Genomic DNA, 17,151 nt, shown 5'->3' on the forward strand with positions numbered 1-17,151 from the left:
TTCGCATTCGATGTTCGGCTTAGAACTTCATGCCGATACCGACCTTGACGCTGTGTTCGTCATAGCCGCGCGAGATGTTCGAGCCGCCGATGTCGAAGTCATTGTGCTGGTAGTCGGTGTAACGGTATTCAACACGAGCCGTGATGTTGTTGGTCACGAAGGTTTCAGCACCGGCGCCGACCGTGTAGCCGAGCGCGGTATCGGTGTCCGAACCGTTGCCGTTGCTGAACTTGTTCTTGGTCGCAGCAAGACCGGCAGTGCCGTACAGCAGGAACGGGTTCAGGTCGTAACCGATACGGCCACGGATCGAGCCGTTGACTTCGTTCTTGGCCGTACCGCCATGTGCAGCGCCGTCAGCACCGGAATAGCCGATGTCGCCTTCAACGCCGTATACGATCTGACCCTGCTGCCAGTTGTAGCCGCTGTAGATCTGGCCACCAATCGCACGAGCGTTGTACTTGTCGGTGAAGCTGCCCATGTTGTAGGTGCCGGCGCCGCCGAGATAGAAGCCCTGCCAGGTTGCAGCCGGAGCCGGCTCATTCTGTGCAACCGGAGCTTCCGGGATCTGGTCGACGGCGTCTGCTGCATAAGCAGCGGAGAAGCCACCGAGGGCAACGGTCGAAACCAACAGGCTAGCAATAAAAGTACGCATACTCGTCTCCTTTCAAACCCGCGTCCTTCGTCAACTGTCTTACAGCGAAGCATTCGCGAGCAATTACGCATGTCCCTTTCGGATCGAGAGGGAAATTGATGCCCAAATGAGGATTTGAAAGAGCCAAAATGTGATTTGATTGTGGCGCCTGGGTGGCTGAAATTCGATGTTGCTTTACCGCAACAGAATATTTGTTAACCATAATGAATGGTTAAGTCATGAATACTTATTTTATCGAATTATTTTCTTAAATAATACATACAACATCCAAGCCTTGCGGGCAATCGAAACCCCTATTTATAAGGTCTACACACACGCCTATATAAGCAGCGCACAGACTCGCGCGACGAAGAGGCATGATTTTGAACGACAAAAGACTTCGAACCGCATTGGTGACCGGCGCGGCCAAAAGAATAGGCCGGGCGATAGTCGAAGATCTTGCAGCAAACGGCTTTGCCGTCGCCATCCATGCGAACCGCTCGATCGAGGCGGCCGAAAATTTCGCGGCGGAATTGCGGCAAAAGGGATTTCGGGCAATTTCGCTGCAGGCAAATTTAATGGATGCGCAAGCGACGAACGACCTCCTGAAACGGGCTTCCGAGGCACTCGGGCCGATCGATTTACTGGTCAATAATGCGTCGGCGTTCCACAATGATTCGGCGCATCATTTCGATGCGACGGCATGGGAGGAGCATTTCGCGCTGCATGTTCGGGCGCCGTCCATCCTGGCTGCAGCCTTTGCCGAGCAATTGCCGGCCAGCGATGCCGGGCTGATCGTCAATGTGATTGACCAGCGGGTGTGGGCACTCAATCCCGGCTTCTATTCCTATACCTTGTCCAAGGCCGCGCTGTGGACAGCGACACAGACCATGGCGCAGAGCTTCGCGCCGCGAATTCGTGTCAACGCGCTCGGCCCCGGCCCGACTGTTCGCAGCGCGCGACAGAGCGAAGAGGACTTCCAGGCGCAGGTCGCCGGCCTTATCATGAAGGCGGGGCCGGGATTCGGCGAGTTCGGACGGACGATCCGCTTCCTCTACGATACGCCCTCGATCACCGGCCAAATGATTGCCCTCGATGGCGGCCAGCACCTTGCATGGCAGACGCCCGATGTGGCGGAGATTACGGAATGAACTCAAGGAAGCTGCCGGACGGCGGCGTTCTTTACGACGAAAATGACGAGGCCGACGACGATATCGAAGTGGAGAGCGAAGCCTCCGCTGCGCCGCTTGCCGCTGCGATCGACTGGAACGAAGGCGGGACCAATGAGACCGGCCTCGTCGGCGCGGATCTGATCGCCGAATTCGTCAAGCGACTACCGAACAGCCCGGGCGTCTACCGCATGTTCAACGAGGCCGGCGATGTCCTTTATGTCGGCAAGGCGCGCAGCCTGAAGAAGCGCGTCAGCAACTATGCGATGGGTCGTGTCCACTCCAACCGCATCGCGCAGATGGTGCGGCAGACGGCACATATGGAGTTCGTGACGACAAGGACCGAGATCGAGGCGCTCCTCCTGGAAGCGAATCTGATCAAGCGCTTGCGACCGCGCTTTAACGTGCTGCTGCGCGACGACAAGTCGTTTCCCTATATCCTGATATCAGGCGACCACCGCGCCCCTGCTATCCTCAAGCATCGCGGCGCTCGCGCCCGCAAGGGCGACTATTTCGGCCCGTTTGCATCCGCCGGTGCGGTCGGCCGCACCATCAACTCCCTGCAGCGCGCCTTTTTGATCCGCACCTGTACCGACAGTGTCTTCGAGACGCGCACGAGGCCCTGCCTGCTCTACCAGATCAAGCGCTGTTCGGCGCCCTGCACGCATGAAATCAGCGATGCGGGATATGGCGAACTGGTGCAGGAGGCCAAGGACTTCCTTTCCGGCAAGAGCCAGAAGGTGAAGGAGCATATGGCCGAGGCGATGAACCAGGCGGCCGAGGATCTGGATTTCGAGCAGGCGGCCGTTTATCGCGACCGCCTCGCCTCGCTGTCGCATGTCTCCAGCCATCAGGGCATCAACCCTGCCGGGGTCGAGGAGGCCGACGTCTTCGCGATCCACCACGAAGGCGGAATTTCCTGCATTCAGGTGTTCTTCTTCCGGACCGGACAGAACTGGGGCAACCGGGCTTATTTTCCGAAAGCCGATCCGCAGCTCACCGGCGCCGAGGTGCTGAGCGCCTTCCTCGCACAGTTCTATGACGACAAGCCGGTGCCGAAGCAGATCCTGCTCTCCGAGACGGTCGATGAGATGGAGCTGCTGTCGGCCGCACTTGCCGAGAAGGCCGGACACAAGGTTTCGATCCTGGTACCGCAGCGCGGCGAGAAGCGCGATCTGGTCGATCATGTCGTCGGCAATGCGCGCGAGGCGCATGGGCGCAAGCTAGCGGAAACTGCCTCGCAGTCCCGGCTGCTGGAAGGGTTCAAGGACACCTTCAAGCTTCCATACGTGCCGCAGCGCGTCGAGATCTACGATAACTCCCATATCATGGGTACCAATGCCGTCGGCGGCATGGTGGTCGCGGGGCCGGAAGGCTTCGTGAAGAACCAGTACCGCAAGTTCAATATCAAATCGACCGACATCACGCCCGGCGACGACTTCGGGATGATGCGGGAAGTGATGACGCGGCGGTTCACCCGACTGATCAAGGAAGAAGGCATTCCCGATCGCAGCCAGCCAGTCTCGACCGCCGATGCAGCGGATATGCCCTTCCCGGCTTGGCCCGACGTAATCCTGATCGACGGCGGCCAGGGACAGATGACGGCCGTTCGGGCTATCCTCGAAGAGCTCGGGATTACCGACAGCGTCATCGCCATCGGCGTTGCCAAGGGTGTCGATCGCGATGCCGGGCGTGAGCGGTTCTTCCTGCCGGCCGGCGAAAGCTTCACCTTGCCGCCGCGCGATCCGGTTCTCTATTTTACCCAGCGCATGCGTGACGAAGCGCACCGTTTCGCCATCGGCTCGCATCGCGCGCGGCGCAAGAAGGAGATGGTGAAAAACCCGCTCGACGAGATCGGCGGCATCGGGCCTTCACGCAAACGTGCGCTGCTCCAGCATTTCGGAACGGCGAAGGCCGTTTCGCGGGCAGCGCTATCGGATCTGATGGCTGTCGAGGGGATTTCGGAAACCGTCGCCAAGCAGGTTTACAATCATTTTCACGACGACGCCGCGAAATAGGTGGCGTCGGTCGCAAATTCCACGCAATGGAAGCAAAAAAACAGAAAGAATGTTGACGCTTTGCAGTCAAAGCCGTCATCTACCGGCGCATCAATTCAGAGAACAGTTCATGGCATCGCGCGCATATAGCATCCCCAATTTGTTGACCTACGGCCGTATCCTCGCGGTACCGTTGATCGTCCTGTGTTTCTTCCTCGAAGGGAAGCTCGCGATCAGCAACACCGCGCGATGGGTTGCGCTGTGGATCTTCGTCATTGCGTCGATCACGGACTTCCTCGACGGCTACCTTGCCCGCATCTGGAACCAGACGTCGAATATCGGCCGGATGCTCGACCCGATCGCCGACAAGCTGCTCGTCGCCTCGATTCTTCTGCTCGTGGCTGCGGACCAAACCATTGCCGGCTGGTCGATCTGGGCGGCGATCACCATTCTCTGCCGCGAAATCCTGGTATCGGGCCTACGCGAATATCTCGCAGCGCTGAAGGTCAGCGTACCGGTGACCCGCATTGCCAAGTGGAAGACAACGGTGCAGCTGGTCGCCATCGCCTTCTTGCTGGCAGGCCCCGCCGGCGACGAGATCTTCCCCTTCACGACGAAGACCGGCATCGGCCTCCTCTGGATTGCGGCAATCCTGACCATTTACACCGGCTACGATTATTTCCGGGCCGGCCTGAAGCACATCGTGGATGACGAAGAATGACAAAACTCGTCTATTTCGCCTGGGTGCGTGAGCGGATCGGCAAGGGCGAGGAAGACATCGCCCTGCCCCCATCGGTGGTGACCGTTTCCGATCTTCTGAGTCATTTGAAGACGCTAGGCGAAGAATATGAGACGGCGCTTCAGTTTCCTGACGTGATCCGTGTGGCGCTCGACCAGGAACATGTCGAACATGACGAGCCGATCGGCGACGCGCGGGAGATCGGCATTTTCCCGCCAATGACCGGGGGCTGACATGACCGGCGTGGTCGAGCCTCATATCCGGGTCCAGCCCGGGGACTTCGATCTCCAAACCGAGGTCGACCGGCTCACGCATGACACGCGCGGCGTCGGCGCCATCGTGACATTCTCCGGGCTGTGCCGGGATGAAGGCGGCACCTTGGCGGCCCTTGAGCTTGAGCACTACCCCGGCATGGCGGAAGCGGAGATGACCCGGATCGCCAGGCTTGCGATCGAGCGCTTCCACCTTCTGGGACTGACGGTCATCCACCGCTATGGAAAGATCGTGGCCGGCGCCAATATCGTCCTTGTGGTTGCCGCAGCTCCCCATCGTCAGGCTGCCTTCGACGGCGCCAATTTCGTCATGGATTTCCTGAAGACATCCGCGCCCTTCTGGAAAAAGGAACATGGTAAGGACGGCGCTACTGGCGACTGGGTTACCGCGAAAAGCGCGGACGACAAGGCGCACGACAAGTGGAAATAGTCACGGGATGGCGCGTTCGCGCCTGCTGAGCACCAGCAACAGCACGAGCAGCGTGAAGACCACCAGATCGCGCCAAATGAACGGTCCATAGGCCGTCCACAAGGTTTCGATCAAACCGAGACCGGCGGCGCCTCCCGCTGATTTCAGCGGATCGGAATAGCCTCCCACGGCGGCGACCATCAAGACCTTCAAGCCGAACATCAATCCGGCGCCGAAATCCATGGTGCCGTAATAGGCGGTAGAGAGAATGCCGCAAAGGCTTGCGACCAGTACGGCAGCGGCATAGGCGAGCAGAAAGACCTTGTCGGCGCTGGTGCCGCATAGCTCCGCCGCCAGCGGATCGTCGGTCACCGCCCGCCACACGCGCCCCCAGGATGTTCGCTTCAAAATGAGAGCGCCGATCGCCACGAAGGCGCACATGAGGATCGTGTTGGCGAGCTGGATCTCGGTCAGCACCACCTCGAAGCCGCCGCTGCGCCAGAAGACGACACGGTCATTCAGAAAAGGCGAAAGCCAGAGGCTGCGGGTATCCAATGCCAGCCGGGCTGTCTCCATCAGGACGATCGTAATTCCCAAGGCCGCGACGATCACGGTATTCGATGATTGGCGAACCAGCGGCATCATAATCGACCGACCGATCCATACCCCCGCCCCCATCGAGTAGAGCAGCGAGGCAGCCACACCGAGCGCCAAGGCTGCCGGCAGAATAAGCCACAGCCGGTTGTAGCCGAAGTCGGTGAACAGCAGCAAAATCTGGCCGGAGAATGCGAAAATCGCGCCATAGGTGATGTCGGCCCGCTTCGTGACGCCGAAGGCGACCGCATAGCCGAAGGCAAGCGCGGCGTAGAGCGCGGCCAATGGTATCGCATTTGCCAATTGCTGCAGCAGGTAGGCCATCGATCACTCCCAGTTCGAAATAATAACTGGCAAACTACGTTTTACCAGTTATATTTTTGAGATGAGCTTTTCGTGGACCGCACATCGCTTCTCAGGTGGAGCCTTGGCCCTGGATGTCGCCAACAGCGTCATTCTCAGGCACGATGACGAGCGGCGAGTGGATCGTTTTGCCGTTCCGGAGCAATTGGAGGCGTTTCCCGAAGCGGCTGCCGAATTCTGCGCAGAGCGCACGCTGTTCGGGGACATCGCCCCTGTGACGCCGGAGAGCCGGAGGAATTTCCTGGCGCTGCGCGAGGCAACGGATCGCTATTTCCGCAAGCGCGTATCGACCGGTAGCGACGATACGCTTCTTGCCCAGCTTCTCGAGGCGATCGCGCTGATCCTTCGCGGCGGACCGGGATCCGAGGCTCTCGAAAAGGCAACGGCGCAATCCGCGCTCCGCCTGGTCGCGATGCCCGAACCCGAAAGGATGAAGATCTGCCGAAACTGCGGCTGGTTGTTCCTCGACCGCAGCAAGAACAAGAGCCGCGCCTGGTGCGACATGGCCGTCTGCGGCAACCGCGCCAAGGCGAACCGCCATTACCGCCGCAGAAAAGAGGAGGAAGCGCCATGAAAGCGCTATCGATAGCCGTGCTCGCGGCCGCGACCCTGCTTGCCGGATGCCAGCGCGAAGGCGACAATCTGGTTGAACTGACGGGCCGCGTCTTCGTCTTCAACTATCGCGTGGCCGTCGCGACCTATGTCGTGACGCTCAACAAGAAGATGGCAATCCCCGAGGGCACGGTAGCGATCGCCGAATTCGAGAACCCCGCGGGTGGCGCGCCCCTCGTTACCAACGAGAAGATCTATCCCTTCTGGGACAAGATCACGCTGCAGAGCCCGGCAGTGCACTGCGTCAAGAAAGACAAGCCCTACGCAGTCAATGTGCGGTTGGTCGACACAAGCGGAAAGACGCTTCAAAGCTTGAAGACGGAGGTTATTTCCAGCCTCGATCAATCGGTCATGCCGGGCAAGCCGCTTGTAATCGGGCCGTTCTACACGAAGAACCCCGAGGTCTTCAAACCGGACGGCACGGTGGACTACGATAGCGCCGACACCTGCCCTTCGACATAGAAAAAGCCGGGGCGATGCCCCGGCTTCATGAGTCACTTCAATGCGTTCAGCGGATTTGCTGAACTCTTGAATCAGCCGACGATTTCGGTGTCGGAGAACCAGTACTTGATTTCCTGGGCAGCCGTCTCAGGAGCGTCTGAGCCGTGAACCGAGTTTTCGCCGATCGACAGAGCGTGAACCTTGCGGATCGTGCCTTCGTCAGCGTTTGCCGGGTTGGTCGCGCCCATGATTTCGCGGTTCTTCAGGATGGCGCCTTCGCCTTCCAGAACCTGAACGATGGTCGGGCCAGAGGTCATGCCTTCAACCAGTTCGCCGAAGAAGGGGCGTTCCTTGTGAACAGCGTAGAAGCCTTCTGCTTCGCGCTTGCTCATCCAGACGCGCTTGGAGGCGACGACGCGCAGGCCGGCATCTTCGAGCATCTTGGTGATAGCGCCCGTCAGGTTGCGCTTCGTTGCGTCCGGCTTGATCATCGAGAAGGTGCGTTCAATCGCCATTGTAATAATCCTCAGTTATCGGGGAAAAGTGGGCGGTGTTTACCCGTCCGATTGCCTGAAAACAAGGGGGGACCGGTAATTTCACGATGCCGTCATAGAGCATGAGGTCGCGTCGACCGACCATCACGCAATTTCATGAGATCATCACCGCCAAAGAGGCGACATACCCCTGCTATACTGCGAAGAAGAATGAATGGAGGCCAAAATGCTGAAGCAATACAGGATGTTTGCCGATTATAACCGCTGGGCCAATGCTCTCGTCTACGATGCTGCATCGGAATTGACGGAAGCGGAGTTTCATGACGACCGCGGCGCTTTCTTCGGGTCGCTGGCCGGCACGCTGAACCACCTCCTTACGGCCGACCGCATCTGGATGAAGCGCTTCACCGGGCACGGAGACGCGCCGGTCAAGCTCAATTCCCTGTTGCATGACGATTTAGCGTCGCTACGCCGAGCGCGACAGGTCGAGGATCAGCGTATCATCGATTGGGTAAACGGTCTGGACGAGACCACGCTCGCGGGGACCTTTACCTACACGCCGATAACGCAGCCGATCGAGATCACTCAGCCGCTGTGGGCAGCCGTTTCCCACTTCTTCAATCACCAGACGCATCATCGCGGGCAATGCCACACGACACTGACGGCATTGGGCAAGCCCAGCCTCGTCCTGGACCTGGTCTACTACCTGCGCGCGGACGGCAAGCAGTGGCTCGAGAGTTGATCGTCAAGGGCGCATTAACCGCGTTTCGGGATCGACGCGGCGGATGTGACCCGAAACGAGGCAAATTCAGTCTATCTTAAATGCTGGGAGGCATAGCAGAACCAAGCCAGGCCGGACGAGCCACAAAGCGAGGGGCAGTTATGCGAAACGCAGCTTCGAATGCACAGGTTCAGCGCGAGGCCGCACGTCCGGCTGCGATCACGGACATCCAGCGGATCGGCCAGCACATCGCCAGGCTAGGGATCGCCGGCATCCCACGCAACTACGAGCTCCTTTACGAAGCCATCATCGGGCAGAACGCCGCGCTGGCGCAGGACATCGCGGCGCTGGGCGGAAGCCCACGACAACAGGCGCTCGATGAGCTTGGCCTGAAGTATCGTCTTGTCGGTCATTGCGGTCTCGTCGGCAACGCCTCGCAGGCGGAAACCGGGAAGATCCTGCAGGATGCAGCCGAGCGCCTATCCGAGAGCCTTGGCCAGAAGCACGCCTTCGTGCGCGCGGCCGAAGCCGTCCTGCGGTCGATCTCCGACAACCCCAGCCAAAGCCTGTCGTCCTTCATGGGCGAGATGGAGTTCCTGTCGACGTCGCTCGGAGAACTGCTCAACGGCGAGACGAGCCTAGAAGTAAAACTGCGAAGCGACATCGAGCGGCTGGAAGCCCTTGAGCGTGGGGTCGCAGCGGCGCAATCCGCATCGGCAACGGACAAGCTCACCGGCCTTCCAAACCGCATCGCGCTGAACAAGACAATGCTCGACCTCTACGAAAGCGACGACGGCGCAGCAGGCAATGCGCTCATCATGGTCGATATCGACGACTTCAAGGCGTTGAACGCCCGCTATGGTACCCAGGCGGGAAGCCGGCTGCTGAAGAAGCTTGCGGATCTCTTCCGCAAGTCGATCAAGAAACACGACTTCGTCGCGCGCACCGACGGCGACGAATTCACGTTCCTGTTCACCAATGTGGGCATGCAGGAAGCGATGGCGATCGCCGAGCGACTGCGCTCCTCGGTCGAGGACAACATCGTCTTTGCGGCAACCGATACTGTCGCTGCCACCAAGCTGACAATCTCTCTCGGCATCGCCCTGAGCGCGGACGCAACAACCGCGTCGCAACTGCAGGCGAATGCGCGCATTGCCTTGCACGCGGCGCAATCCAATCGACGCCAACCTGTGCAGGCATTCGGGCGCTGACAGGCTCTTGCACTGATCGATGCTTTCGGCCAAAACGCCGGGCATGATCACGATTACCGATGTTTCCGCCCGTATTGCCGGCCGTCTGCTTCTGGACCACGCCAGCGTCTCACTGCCCGCCGGCACGAAGGCCGGGCTCGTGGGGCGCAACGGCGCCGGCAAGTCGACCCTGTTTCGCATCATAACCGGCGACCTTGGGGCGGAGACGGGTTCGATCTCCATCCCGAAGAACGCCAGGATCGGCCAGGTCGCCCAGGAAGCGCCGGGAACGGAGGATTCCCTGATCGAAATCGTTCTTGCCGCCGACAAGGAGCGGAGCGCTCTCGTCAAGGAAGCGGAGACGGCGACCGATCCGCACCGGATTGCCGAAATCCAGATGCGTCTCGTCGATATCGACGCGCATTCGGCGGAAGCGCGCGCGGCAAGCATTCTGTCCGGCCTTGGCTTCAATCAGGAAGCGCAGGCGCGGCCGGCTTCGTCTTTTTCCGGCGGCTGGAGGATGCGTGTTGCACTCGCATCCGTGCTCTTCACCGAGCCTGATCTGCTGCTGCTCGACGAACCGACCAACTATCTCGACCTTGAAGGTACGCTCTGGCTCGAAGACTACGTGCGGCGCTACCCGCATACCGTCATCATCATCAGCCACGATCGCGACCTGCTGAACAACGCCGTCAATTCAATCGTCCATCTCGACCAGAAGAAGCTGACCTTCTACCGCGGCGGCTACGATCAGTTCGAACGGCAGAAGGCCGAAGCGGACGAATTGCAGACCAAGGCGAAAGCCAAGAACGAAGCGGCACGCAAGCATCTCCAGAGCTTCATCGACCGCTTCAAGGCCAAGGCTTCCAAGGCACGACAGGCACAAAGCCGCGTCAAGGCGCTGGAGCGCATGGGGACCGTAGCCTCGGTGATCGAGGATCACGTGCAGCCCATTACCTTTCCAGAGCCGGAGAAGCAGCCCGCCTCCCCGATCGTCGCCATCAGCGGCGGTGCGGTAGGCTATGAGCCGGGCAAGCCGATCCTGAAGAACCTCAATCTGCGCATCGACAACGACGATCGCATCGCCTTGCTCGGCTCTAACGGTAACGGCAAGTCTACCTTCGCCAAGTTCATCTCCGGTCGTCTCGAGGCAGAGGCTGGAGAGGTGAAGCTCGCGCCCAGCCTGAAGATCGGCTTTTTCGCCCAGCATCAGCTCGACGACCTCATCCCCGCCGAGTCGCCGGTGGAACATGTTCGCCGCCTGATGCCGGAGGCGCCGGAGGCCAAGGTTCGCGCCCGCGTTGCCCAGATGGGGCTTGCAACGGAAAAGATGTCGACGGCCGCCAAGGATCTGTCGGGCGGCGAGAAGGCACGCCTCCTCATGGGTCTCGCGGCGTTTCACGCGCCGAACCTGCTCATTCTAGACGAACCGACCAACCACCTCGATATCGACAGCCGCCGTGCGCTCATCGAAGCGCTGAACGACTATGAAGGCGCCGTTATCCTGATCTCGCATGATCGACATCTGATCGAGGCGACGGTCGACCGACTCTGGCTGGTCAACAACGGCACGGTCACGACCTTCGAAGGTGACATGGATGAGTATCGCGATCTCGTGGTCTCCTCCGGCAAGAAGAAGGACGAGAAGCCACAGATCGTTGAAGAAGCCGCCTCGAAGGCCGATCAGCGCAAGCTGAATGCCGACAGGCGCGCCTCGCTTGCGCCGCTCAAGAAAAAGATCAACGAAATCGAATCCTTGACGGGCAAGCTGGAGAAACTGATTCAGGGACTTGATGCGGAACTTGCAGACCCCGTGCTTTACGAAAAGGCGCCGGCAAAGGCCGCAGAAAAGGCAAAGCAGCGTGGCGAAGCCGCCGCGAAGCTCGCCGCGGCAGAAGAACAGTGGCTGGAGCTGTCGTCCGAGTACGAAGAGGCTATGGCAGGATAGTCACACCGCCTGATGGAGCATCGCGAATTTGGCATTCGTCAACGCTTTCCCCGGCGATTGAAACCGATCGTTAACCATAATCCGAAAGGTTGTTTCAACATTCATTACTGATTTGTTGAGCCAACTTTCATGCATCGCTTCACCATCTATTCCGGCCTCCTTCTCTGTGCCGCCCTCGCCGGCTGCCAAACGGCAAAACAGCCTGCCCCGGACACGACGATCAAGACCTCATCGATTGTCGCGCCGGAAGGCAAACAGACTGCCGCCGACGGCGACGCAGCAACGCCTGCGGCGCGCGGTGCCAGCAAGCACAATCTGGCCGGCCGGACGCTGACCATTTCGTCGATCCACGAACTGCGGTTGCAGGACAAGGAAGTGGTGCTGAGCTTCGACGACGGCCCGATTCCCGGCCGGACGGACCGCGTGCTTGCGACGCTCGACCAATTCGGCGTCAAGGGCGCCTTCATGATGGTCGGCGAGATGGCCGAACTGCACCCGGCGCTTGCGCGCAAGGTGGCCCTGGATGGCAATGCGATCGGCAGCCACACCTACAAGCACCAGGATCTGGCCACGCTGAGCTTCGACGCGGCAATGGCCGAGGTAACCCGCGGCGAAGCTGCGGTGACGAAGGCGACCGGCGTCGACGTCAACTTCTTCCGCTTCCCCTACCTCGCCGACACCAGGAAGTTGCGCTCTGCCGTTGCGATGCGTGAAATGGTCGTGATGGACGTGGATGTCGACAGCAAGGATTACTTCAACACTTCGCCAGCTGCGGTGACGAAGCGAACGATGGACCTTCTGCACAAGCGTGGACGTGGTATCATTCTGATGCACGACATCCACAACCGCACGGCAACGATGCTGCCGACGCTGCTGTCGAAGCTCGAAGCGGAAGGCTACAAGGTGGTAACGCTGAAGTTCAGGAAGCCTGCAGCACCTGCGGAACTCGCTTCGCTCTAATGCGGATGCCGGCGCTTGCCCGCCGGCTTCTTTCTGATAAAACAGGCTCAAAATAAATCATACTTTTGAGCGAAACACCGAACGCGAGCCACAAGCATGTCACCTATCAACCTCGCCATCGTCGGCGTCGGCAAGATCGTCCGCGACCAGCACCTCCCCTCCATCGCCGAGAATCCGGATTTCAACCTGATCGCGACGGCAAGCCGTCACGGCACTGTGGACGGTGTCCAGAGCTTCACCACGATCGAAGCGATGCTGGAAGCCGTGCCTGAGATCAACGCCGTGTCTCTCTGCATGCCGCCGCAGTATCGCTACGACGCAGCCCACAAGGCGCTGTCGGCAGGCAAGCATGTTTTCCTCGAAAAGCCTCCGGGTGCGACGCTCAGCGAAGTTGCGGACCTGGAAAGCCTCGCGGCTGCCAAGGGCGTCTCGCTGTTCGCCAGCTGGCATTCGCGCTACGCCGCTGCCGTCGAGGCTGCGAAGTCGTTCCTCGCATCGACAACCATCAACAGCGTGCACGTCATCTGGAAGGAAGACGTTCGCCACTGGCATCCGAATCAGGACTGGATCTGGCAGGCCGGCGGCCTCGGCGTTTTCGATCCTGGTATCAATGCGCTGTCGATCGTCACGCATATCCTGCCCAAGGCTCTCTTTCTGACCAGCGCCACGCTGGAGTTCCCCGAGAACCGGGACGCGCCGATTGCGGCTGACCTCTACTTCAAGAACGCCGACAACGTCCCGGCACGCGCTGAATTCGACTGGCGCCAGACGGGCAAGCAGAGCTGGGACATTATCGCTGAAACGGCAGCGGGCCAGATGGTTCTCGCGGAGGGCGGCTCCAAGCTTTCCGTCAACGGCGAACTGAAGTTCTCGGCGCCGGAAGAAGAGTATCCCAGCCTCTACCGCCGTTTCGCTGAAATCATCAAGGCAGGCGAATCTGACGTCGATCTGGCGCCGCTGCGCCATGTCGCCGATGCCTTCATGCTCGGCAAGCGCAAGTTCGTCGAAGCCTTCCACGATTGATGCCAAAATGCCGAACCTCGTGATACGGTGACATGGTCACAGGTATCGCGGAGGTTCGGCATGCGGGATGATGCATCTTTCGGCCTTGGTCTGCAGCAGACAAAGGTTTCACTGGTCGAACCCAACGCCCTATGGGAGCGTGCCTACGCCCACGAAGCCGCCGCAATACGCGAGGCCCTCGGGGATATGGCGATCGATATCCAGCATGTCGGCAGCACGGCCATTCCTGGTATCAAGGCCAAGCCGATCATCGACATTCTTGTTGGCATCAAGCACTTCGACGACGGGCCGCTTTGCATCGGCCCGATGGAAAAGATCGGCTACGAGTACGCCGGTAGCGACATCGTACCGGACGATCATATTTTTGGCCGCGGAAACGCCAGCGACAGTCGCACCCACCTCGTCCACATCGTCGAGCATCTGGGCAACAACTGGAATCGAATGCTCGTCTTTCGCGATGCCCTGCGCAAAGATGCCGGACTTGCCCGCGCCTACGAGCAGCTCAAAGTCGGCCTCGCCGGCGAGCACGCCGAAAGCCGCGCGGCCTACACGAAGGCGAAAGGCGAGTTCATCGACGCCGTCCTGGTCAAGGCCGGCGTGAGCTAGCTTAGGCCTTCTTCTCCCAACGGCCTTCGGGCGTCTGCTGCCAATAGGTGAGAGTGTGCCCCTCGCCTTTCAGCTTCTTCCACTGCGCCCTGGCGCCTTCAAGCTGCTCCTGATCATAGCCGTCGAACATGAAAACGATCCGCTGATAGGCATCGACGGACGGCGGTTCCGCGCCGTCGACCACGAAGCGCACCGTCGCCGCATTGCTGTTTTCCGTGGTCACCGTGAGAAGAACCGGTTGCTGATCTGCGAGATCGGCTTCGTCGGTCCCGTGCGGCAGGAAGCTGTCTTCACGAAACGTCCAGAGATGCTGATCAAGCAAGTCACGGCGGGCGGCATCCTTGAGCTGGACGCAAACGCGCCAGCCACGCTCGACACTCTTGTCGAGCAATGGCGGCAGCGCGTCCTCCAGCTTGGATTCCGTCAGATGGTAAAACAGGACTTCCGTCATGATTCGTAGTGAGCGCGCACGAGCTCATCGAGCAGGCGCACGCCGAAACCGGATCCCCATGACTGATTGATCTCATCCTGCGGCGAGCCCATGGCCGTGCCGGCGATATCGAGGTGCGCCCAGGGTGTCTCCTGCACAAAGCGCTTCAGGAAGTGCGCGGCGGTGATCGATCCTGCATAGCGACCGCCGGTGTTCTTCATATCGGCGAACTTGCTGTCGATCATCTTGTCGTATTCCTTGCCCAGCGGCATGCGCCACAGCTTCTCGCGGGTGGCAAGGCCGGCCGCTGTCAGCTGTTCCGACAACTGGTCGTCATTCGAAAACAGGCCGGCGTGCACGCTTCCAAGCGCAACCATGATCGCGCCGGTCAGCGTCGCCAGATTGATCATGAACTTCGGCTTGAAACGATCGTTGCAGTACCAGAGGGCATCGCAGAGCACGAGGCGGCCTTCGGCATCCGTGTTGATCACCTCGATCGTCTGGCCGGACATCGACGTCACGATGTCGCCAGGACGCTGGGCGTTGCCGTCAGGCATGTTCTCGACGAGACCGATGATGCCGACGACGTTGACCGCTGCCTTGCGTGCGGCCAGCACATGCATCAGACCGGTGACCGCAGCCGCGCCACCCATATCGCCCTTCATGTCCTCCATGCCGGCTGCCGGCTTGATGGAGATGCCGCCAGTGTCGAACACGACGCCCTTGCCGATGAAGGCCACAGGGCTCTCGCCGTTCTTGCCGCCCTTCCATTGCATGATGGCGAGGCGCGGCGGACGCACGGAGCCTTGAGCCACGCCGAGCAGAGCGCCCATGCCAAGCTTCTGCATTTCCTTCTCGGTGAGGATTTCAACCTCGACACCGAGCTTTTCGAGCTCCTTGGCCTTTGCTGCAAATTCGACCGGGCCGAGAACGTTCGGTGGCTCGTTGACGAGGTCACGGGCGAGATTGACGCCATCGGCAACACTCTGCGCGACCTTGAACGCCTTGGCCGCCTCGCTTGCATTCGCAGTGATTATGCTGACCTTGACGACGCCGTCACCGCTCTTGCCGTTATTTTCCTCGTCGTTCTTCTTGGTCTTGTAGGTGTCGAAGCTGTAGCCGCGCAGGAGCATGCCGAGCGCGAAATCCGCGACTGCGGAGGCGCCGACATCGACGCCCGGTGCATCAACAAATATCGCCACCTTGGTTGCATTCTTAAGCTTCGATGCGGCCGTCCCGCCAGCTTTCAACCAATCATGCGCAGTCAATTGCTGCGCCTTGCCGAGGCCGATGGCGAAGATGCGTTCGGCGACGGAATCCGCTGGCGCAACGATGTCGAGAACACTCATGGATTTCGCGGTGAACCCGGCAACCTTGGCGGCTTTTGCAATCTGGCCGGACGGATCGACCGCCTGCGCGCCCGCTGCTAGGTCCGCGTCGCTCGCCTTCAGCACGATAGCGTAGCCACCAGCGAGATCCGCTGATTTGTCGAATGATATCTCGAACTTTACTGACATGTCTTCTCCAGTGGGATTGTTGAAAATCCTCTGCTACACTCATTCCGGGTTTTACATCCCGACACAAGCCTTTGCATCAGGCTCGCGACCCGGGAGACATAAACTCTCGTCAAACAGGTGTCATTGCGAGCCGTTATTCATCGACCGAATTCATCCGCCAAGGATCGGGCATTGAACTACGCATTGAGAGCATTAAGGTCGCAGGCATTCAGACGCAATCGCGCGACAGACATCTTCGTTGGGCTTCTGGCGCTGTGGTGGGTCCTCCTTGTCATCTTCAGCCTTTTTCCACAGATCGACTACGAGATTTCCGCACATTTTTTTGTTCGTGAGGTTTGTGGCCTTGGCGCTCATCCAAACCAGAACTGCGGCCATTTCCCCTATCGGGAAGACTACTACCTACAGCTGCTTCGGGGGTTCTGTCTTTGGCTTCCCTATGTGGTCGCCCCAATACTGCTATGGAAACTGCTGGAATGCTATGGCCAGTACGGAATGACCTTCGATGCCAAGCGCGCTCGTGAATTGAAGATCGCGCTCGGTTCCCTTATCGTTGGGCCGATATTACTCGTGAACGGCTTACTCAAGGAGCATTGGGGGCGGCCGCGGCCGCTGGCGACATTGGATTTCGGCGGCGCTCTCGACTTCGTCCGCGCTGGATCAATGGCCGGCAAATGCGTTTCCAACTGTTCCTTCGTGTCAGGTGAGGCTGCCGCTGCTGGCTGGTTGCTCTGTCTAATCATCCTTGTGCGCCCACCCTTTCGGGTGGCCGTCTTCCTGCCCCTTGCCGCGATCTCGCTTCTGGCGCCGGCGATGCGCCTTGCCTTTGGCGCGCACTATCTTTCGGATGTCGTTCTCGGCTGGCTTTCATCGCTCGTCATTTTCGCGGGTCTGTTCGCGCTAGCCGATTCGCCACAGGTCGAAAAAAAATCTGAAATTTGAATGAATTTTCGACGTCCCCTTGTCGCAAATGCGAACCAAAGAGCGTAGATGGTTTTCGCTGCGGAGCGGCATCACTTCGCAAACAGCGTTCAAGGG

At 59.7% G+C, this 17,151-nt stretch carries 19 protein-coding genes; 14 read left to right on the plus strand and 5 right to left on the minus strand.

Translation table 11 applies throughout. The features are described from left to right. Positions 1-19: 19 nt before the first annotated feature. Positions 20-652 (minus strand): outer membrane protein, encoded by a 633-nt coding sequence (locus tag QTL94_RS05930; protein WP_065690054.1) that lies wholly within the window; start codon positions 650-652, stop codon positions 20-22. A 362-nt stretch (positions 653-1,014) separates the two neighbouring features. Between QTL94_RS05930 and QTL94_RS05935 the strand changes: the two genes are divergently transcribed. The 5 genes from QTL94_RS05935 to QTL94_RS05955 all read left to right on the plus strand — a co-directional run bounded on the left by QTL94_RS05935 (position 1,015) and on the right by QTL94_RS05955 (position 5,238). Then, positions 1,015-1,782, plus strand: a complete 768-nt coding sequence (locus tag QTL94_RS05935) for an SDR family oxidoreductase (protein WP_289800889.1) — start codon at positions 1,015-1,017, stop codon at positions 1,780-1,782. Then, positions 1,779-3,818, plus strand: a complete 2,040-nt coding sequence (uvrC, locus tag QTL94_RS05940; protein WP_289800890.1) for an excinuclease ABC subunit UvrC — start codon at positions 1,779-1,781, stop codon at positions 3,816-3,818. The genes QTL94_RS05935 and uvrC overlap by 4 nt, the downstream gene beginning before the upstream one ends. 109 nt (positions 3,819-3,927) lie before the next feature. Next, the gene (gene pgsA, locus QTL94_RS05945; RefSeq protein ID WP_065690052.1) at positions 3,928-4,518 is read left to right on the plus strand and encodes a CDP-diacylglycerol--glycerol-3-phosphate 3-phosphatidyltransferase; all 591 of its coding nucleotides are present in this window, start codon (positions 3,928-3,930) and stop codon (positions 4,516-4,518) included. Continuing rightward, positions 4,515-4,769 (plus strand): molybdopterin converting factor subunit 1, encoded by a 255-nt coding sequence (gene moaD / locus QTL94_RS05950; protein WP_289800891.1) that lies wholly within the window; start codon positions 4,515-4,517, stop codon positions 4,767-4,769. The genes pgsA and moaD overlap by 4 nt, the downstream gene beginning before the upstream one ends. A gap of 1 nt (position 4,770) precedes the next feature. Beyond that, positions 4,771-5,238, plus strand: a complete 468-nt coding sequence (locus tag QTL94_RS05955; protein WP_289800892.1) for a molybdenum cofactor biosynthesis protein MoaE — start codon at positions 4,771-4,773, stop codon at positions 5,236-5,238. Here QTL94_RS05955 and QTL94_RS05960 read toward each other — a convergent pair whose 3' ends face one another. Continuing rightward, the gene (locus QTL94_RS05960; protein WP_289800893.1) at positions 5,239-6,135 is read right to left on the minus strand and encodes a branched-chain amino acid ABC transporter permease; all 897 of its coding nucleotides are present in this window, start codon (positions 6,133-6,135) and stop codon (positions 5,239-5,241) included. A 61-nt stretch (positions 6,136-6,196) separates the two neighbouring features. On the opposite strand from QTL94_RS05960, the gene QTL94_RS05965 reads away from it, so the two are divergent. Beyond that, positions 6,197-6,748 carry a CGNR zinc finger domain-containing protein gene (locus QTL94_RS05965; protein WP_289800894.1) on the plus strand — a complete coding sequence of 184 codons (552 nt, stop codon included), beginning with the start codon at positions 6,197-6,199 and terminating at the stop codon, positions 6,746-6,748. Next, positions 6,745-7,248 (plus strand): hypothetical protein, encoded by a 504-nt coding sequence (locus QTL94_RS05970; RefSeq protein WP_289800895.1) that lies wholly within the window; start codon positions 6,745-6,747, stop codon positions 7,246-7,248. Before QTL94_RS05965 ends, QTL94_RS05970 begins: the two co-directional genes overlap by 4 nt. 71 nt (positions 7,249-7,319) lie before the next feature. Here QTL94_RS05970 and ndk read toward each other — a convergent pair whose 3' ends face one another. Beyond that, positions 7,320-7,742 carry a nucleoside-diphosphate kinase gene (ndk, locus tag QTL94_RS05975; RefSeq protein WP_016553456.1) on the minus strand — a complete coding sequence of 141 codons (423 nt, stop codon included), beginning with the start codon at positions 7,740-7,742 and terminating at the stop codon, positions 7,320-7,322. A 205-nt stretch (positions 7,743-7,947) separates the two neighbouring features. On the opposite strand from ndk, the gene QTL94_RS05980 reads away from it, so the two are divergent. From QTL94_RS05980 to QTL94_RS06005, 6 genes are all read left to right on the plus strand, one after another. Continuing rightward, positions 7,948-8,463, plus strand: a complete 516-nt coding sequence (locus QTL94_RS05980; protein ID WP_289800896.1) for a DinB family protein — start codon at positions 7,948-7,950, stop codon at positions 8,461-8,463. A 140-nt stretch (positions 8,464-8,603) separates the two neighbouring features. Continuing rightward, complete coding sequence (locus QTL94_RS05985; RefSeq protein WP_289800897.1) at positions 8,604-9,653, plus strand: GGDEF domain-containing protein; 1,050 nt, start codon at positions 8,604-8,606, stop codon at positions 9,651-9,653. Between the two features lie 43 nt (positions 9,654-9,696). Continuing rightward, positions 9,697-11,580, plus strand: a complete 1,884-nt coding sequence (locus tag QTL94_RS05990; RefSeq protein ID WP_065690285.1) for an ABC-F family ATP-binding cassette domain-containing protein — start codon at positions 9,697-9,699, stop codon at positions 11,578-11,580. 129 nt (positions 11,581-11,709) lie between these two features. Continuing rightward, complete coding sequence (locus QTL94_RS05995; RefSeq protein ID WP_065690045.1) at positions 11,710-12,540, plus strand: polysaccharide deacetylase family protein; 831 nt, start codon at positions 11,710-11,712, stop codon at positions 12,538-12,540. A gap of 96 nt (positions 12,541-12,636) precedes the next feature. Beyond that, a complete protein-coding gene (locus QTL94_RS06000) occupies positions 12,637-13,563 on the plus strand; it encodes a Gfo/Idh/MocA family protein (protein ID WP_065690044.1) in 927 nt (308 codons plus the stop codon). Between the two features lie 60 nt (positions 13,564-13,623). After that, positions 13,624-14,169, plus strand: a complete 546-nt coding sequence (locus QTL94_RS06005; protein ID WP_289800898.1) for a GrpB family protein — start codon at positions 13,624-13,626, stop codon at positions 14,167-14,169. Position 14,170: 1 nt separating this feature from the next. Here the strand turns inward: QTL94_RS06005 and QTL94_RS06010 are convergent, their stop codons facing one another. Both QTL94_RS06010 and QTL94_RS06015 read right to left on the minus strand, forming a co-directional pair. Further along, entirely contained in the window at positions 14,171-14,620 is a 450-nt protein-coding gene (locus QTL94_RS06010; RefSeq protein ID WP_289800899.1) for a DNA polymerase III subunit chi, read from the minus strand. Then, a complete protein-coding gene (locus tag QTL94_RS06015; protein ID WP_289800900.1) occupies positions 14,617-16,116 on the minus strand; it encodes a leucyl aminopeptidase in 1,500 nt (499 codons plus the stop codon). The genes QTL94_RS06010 and QTL94_RS06015 overlap by 4 nt, the downstream gene beginning before the upstream one ends. Before the next feature lie 171 nt (positions 16,117-16,287). Between QTL94_RS06015 and QTL94_RS06020 the strand changes: the two genes are divergently transcribed. Further along, positions 16,288-17,055 (plus strand): phosphatase PAP2 family protein, encoded by a 768-nt coding sequence (locus QTL94_RS06020; protein WP_502944106.1) that lies wholly within the window; start codon positions 16,288-16,290, stop codon positions 17,053-17,055. The last annotated feature ends 96 nt before the right edge of the window (positions 17,056-17,151 follow it).

The sequence above is a fragment of the Rhizobium sp. S96 genome (assembly GCF_030382195.1).
GTDB lineage: Bacteria > Pseudomonadota > Alphaproteobacteria > Rhizobiales > Rhizobiaceae > Rhizobium.

Excerpts from the sequence above, each read along its gene's own strand:
- QTL94_RS05980 (WP_289800896.1), top strand. The coding sequence starts at position 7,948 with ATGCTGAAGCAATACAGGATGTTTGCCGATTATAACCGCTGGGCCAAT.
- moaD (WP_289800891.1), top strand. The coding sequence starts at position 4,515 with ATGACAAAACTCGTCTATTTCGCCTGGGTGCGTGAGCGGATCGGCAAG.
- QTL94_RS06000 (WP_065690044.1), top strand. The coding sequence starts at position 12,637 with ATGTCACCTATCAACCTCGCCATCGTCGGCGTCGGCAAGATCGTCCGC.
- QTL94_RS05965 (WP_289800894.1), top strand. The coding sequence starts at position 6,197 with ATGAGCTTTTCGTGGACCGCACATCGCTTCTCAGGTGGAGCCTTGGCC.
- QTL94_RS05955 (WP_289800892.1), top strand. The coding sequence starts at position 4,771 with ATGACCGGCGTGGTCGAGCCTCATATCCGGGTCCAGCCCGGGGACTTC.
- QTL94_RS05970 (WP_289800895.1), top strand. The coding sequence starts at position 6,745 with ATGAAAGCGCTATCGATAGCCGTGCTCGCGGCCGCGACCCTGCTTGCC.
- uvrC (WP_289800890.1), top strand. The coding sequence starts at position 1,779 with ATGAACTCAAGGAAGCTGCCGGACGGCGGCGTTCTTTACGACGAAAAT.
- QTL94_RS05930 (WP_065690054.1), bottom strand. The coding sequence starts at position 652 with ATGCGTACTTTTATTGCTAGCCTGTTGGTTTCGACCGTTGCCCTCGGT.
- QTL94_RS05995 (WP_065690045.1), top strand. The coding sequence starts at position 11,710 with ATGCATCGCTTCACCATCTATTCCGGCCTCCTTCTCTGTGCCGCCCTC.
- QTL94_RS06005 (WP_289800898.1), top strand. The coding sequence starts at position 13,624 with ATGCGGGATGATGCATCTTTCGGCCTTGGTCTGCAGCAGACAAAGGTT.
- ndk (WP_016553456.1), bottom strand. The coding sequence starts at position 7,742 with ATGGCGATTGAACGCACCTTCTCGATGATCAAGCCGGACGCAACGAAG.
- pgsA (WP_065690052.1), top strand. The coding sequence starts at position 3,928 with ATGGCATCGCGCGCATATAGCATCCCCAATTTGTTGACCTACGGCCGT.
- QTL94_RS06015 (WP_289800900.1), bottom strand. The coding sequence starts at position 16,116 with ATGTCAGTAAAGTTCGAGATATCATTCGACAAATCAGCGGATCTCGCT.
- QTL94_RS05985 (WP_289800897.1), top strand. The coding sequence starts at position 8,604 with ATGCGAAACGCAGCTTCGAATGCACAGGTTCAGCGCGAGGCCGCACGT.
- QTL94_RS05960 (WP_289800893.1), bottom strand. The coding sequence starts at position 6,135 with ATGGCCTACCTGCTGCAGCAATTGGCAAATGCGATACCATTGGCCGCG.
- QTL94_RS05990 (WP_065690285.1), top strand. The coding sequence starts at position 9,697 with ATGATCACGATTACCGATGTTTCCGCCCGTATTGCCGGCCGTCTGCTT.
- QTL94_RS06010 (WP_289800899.1), bottom strand. The coding sequence starts at position 14,620 with ATGACGGAAGTCCTGTTTTACCATCTGACGGAATCCAAGCTGGAGGAC.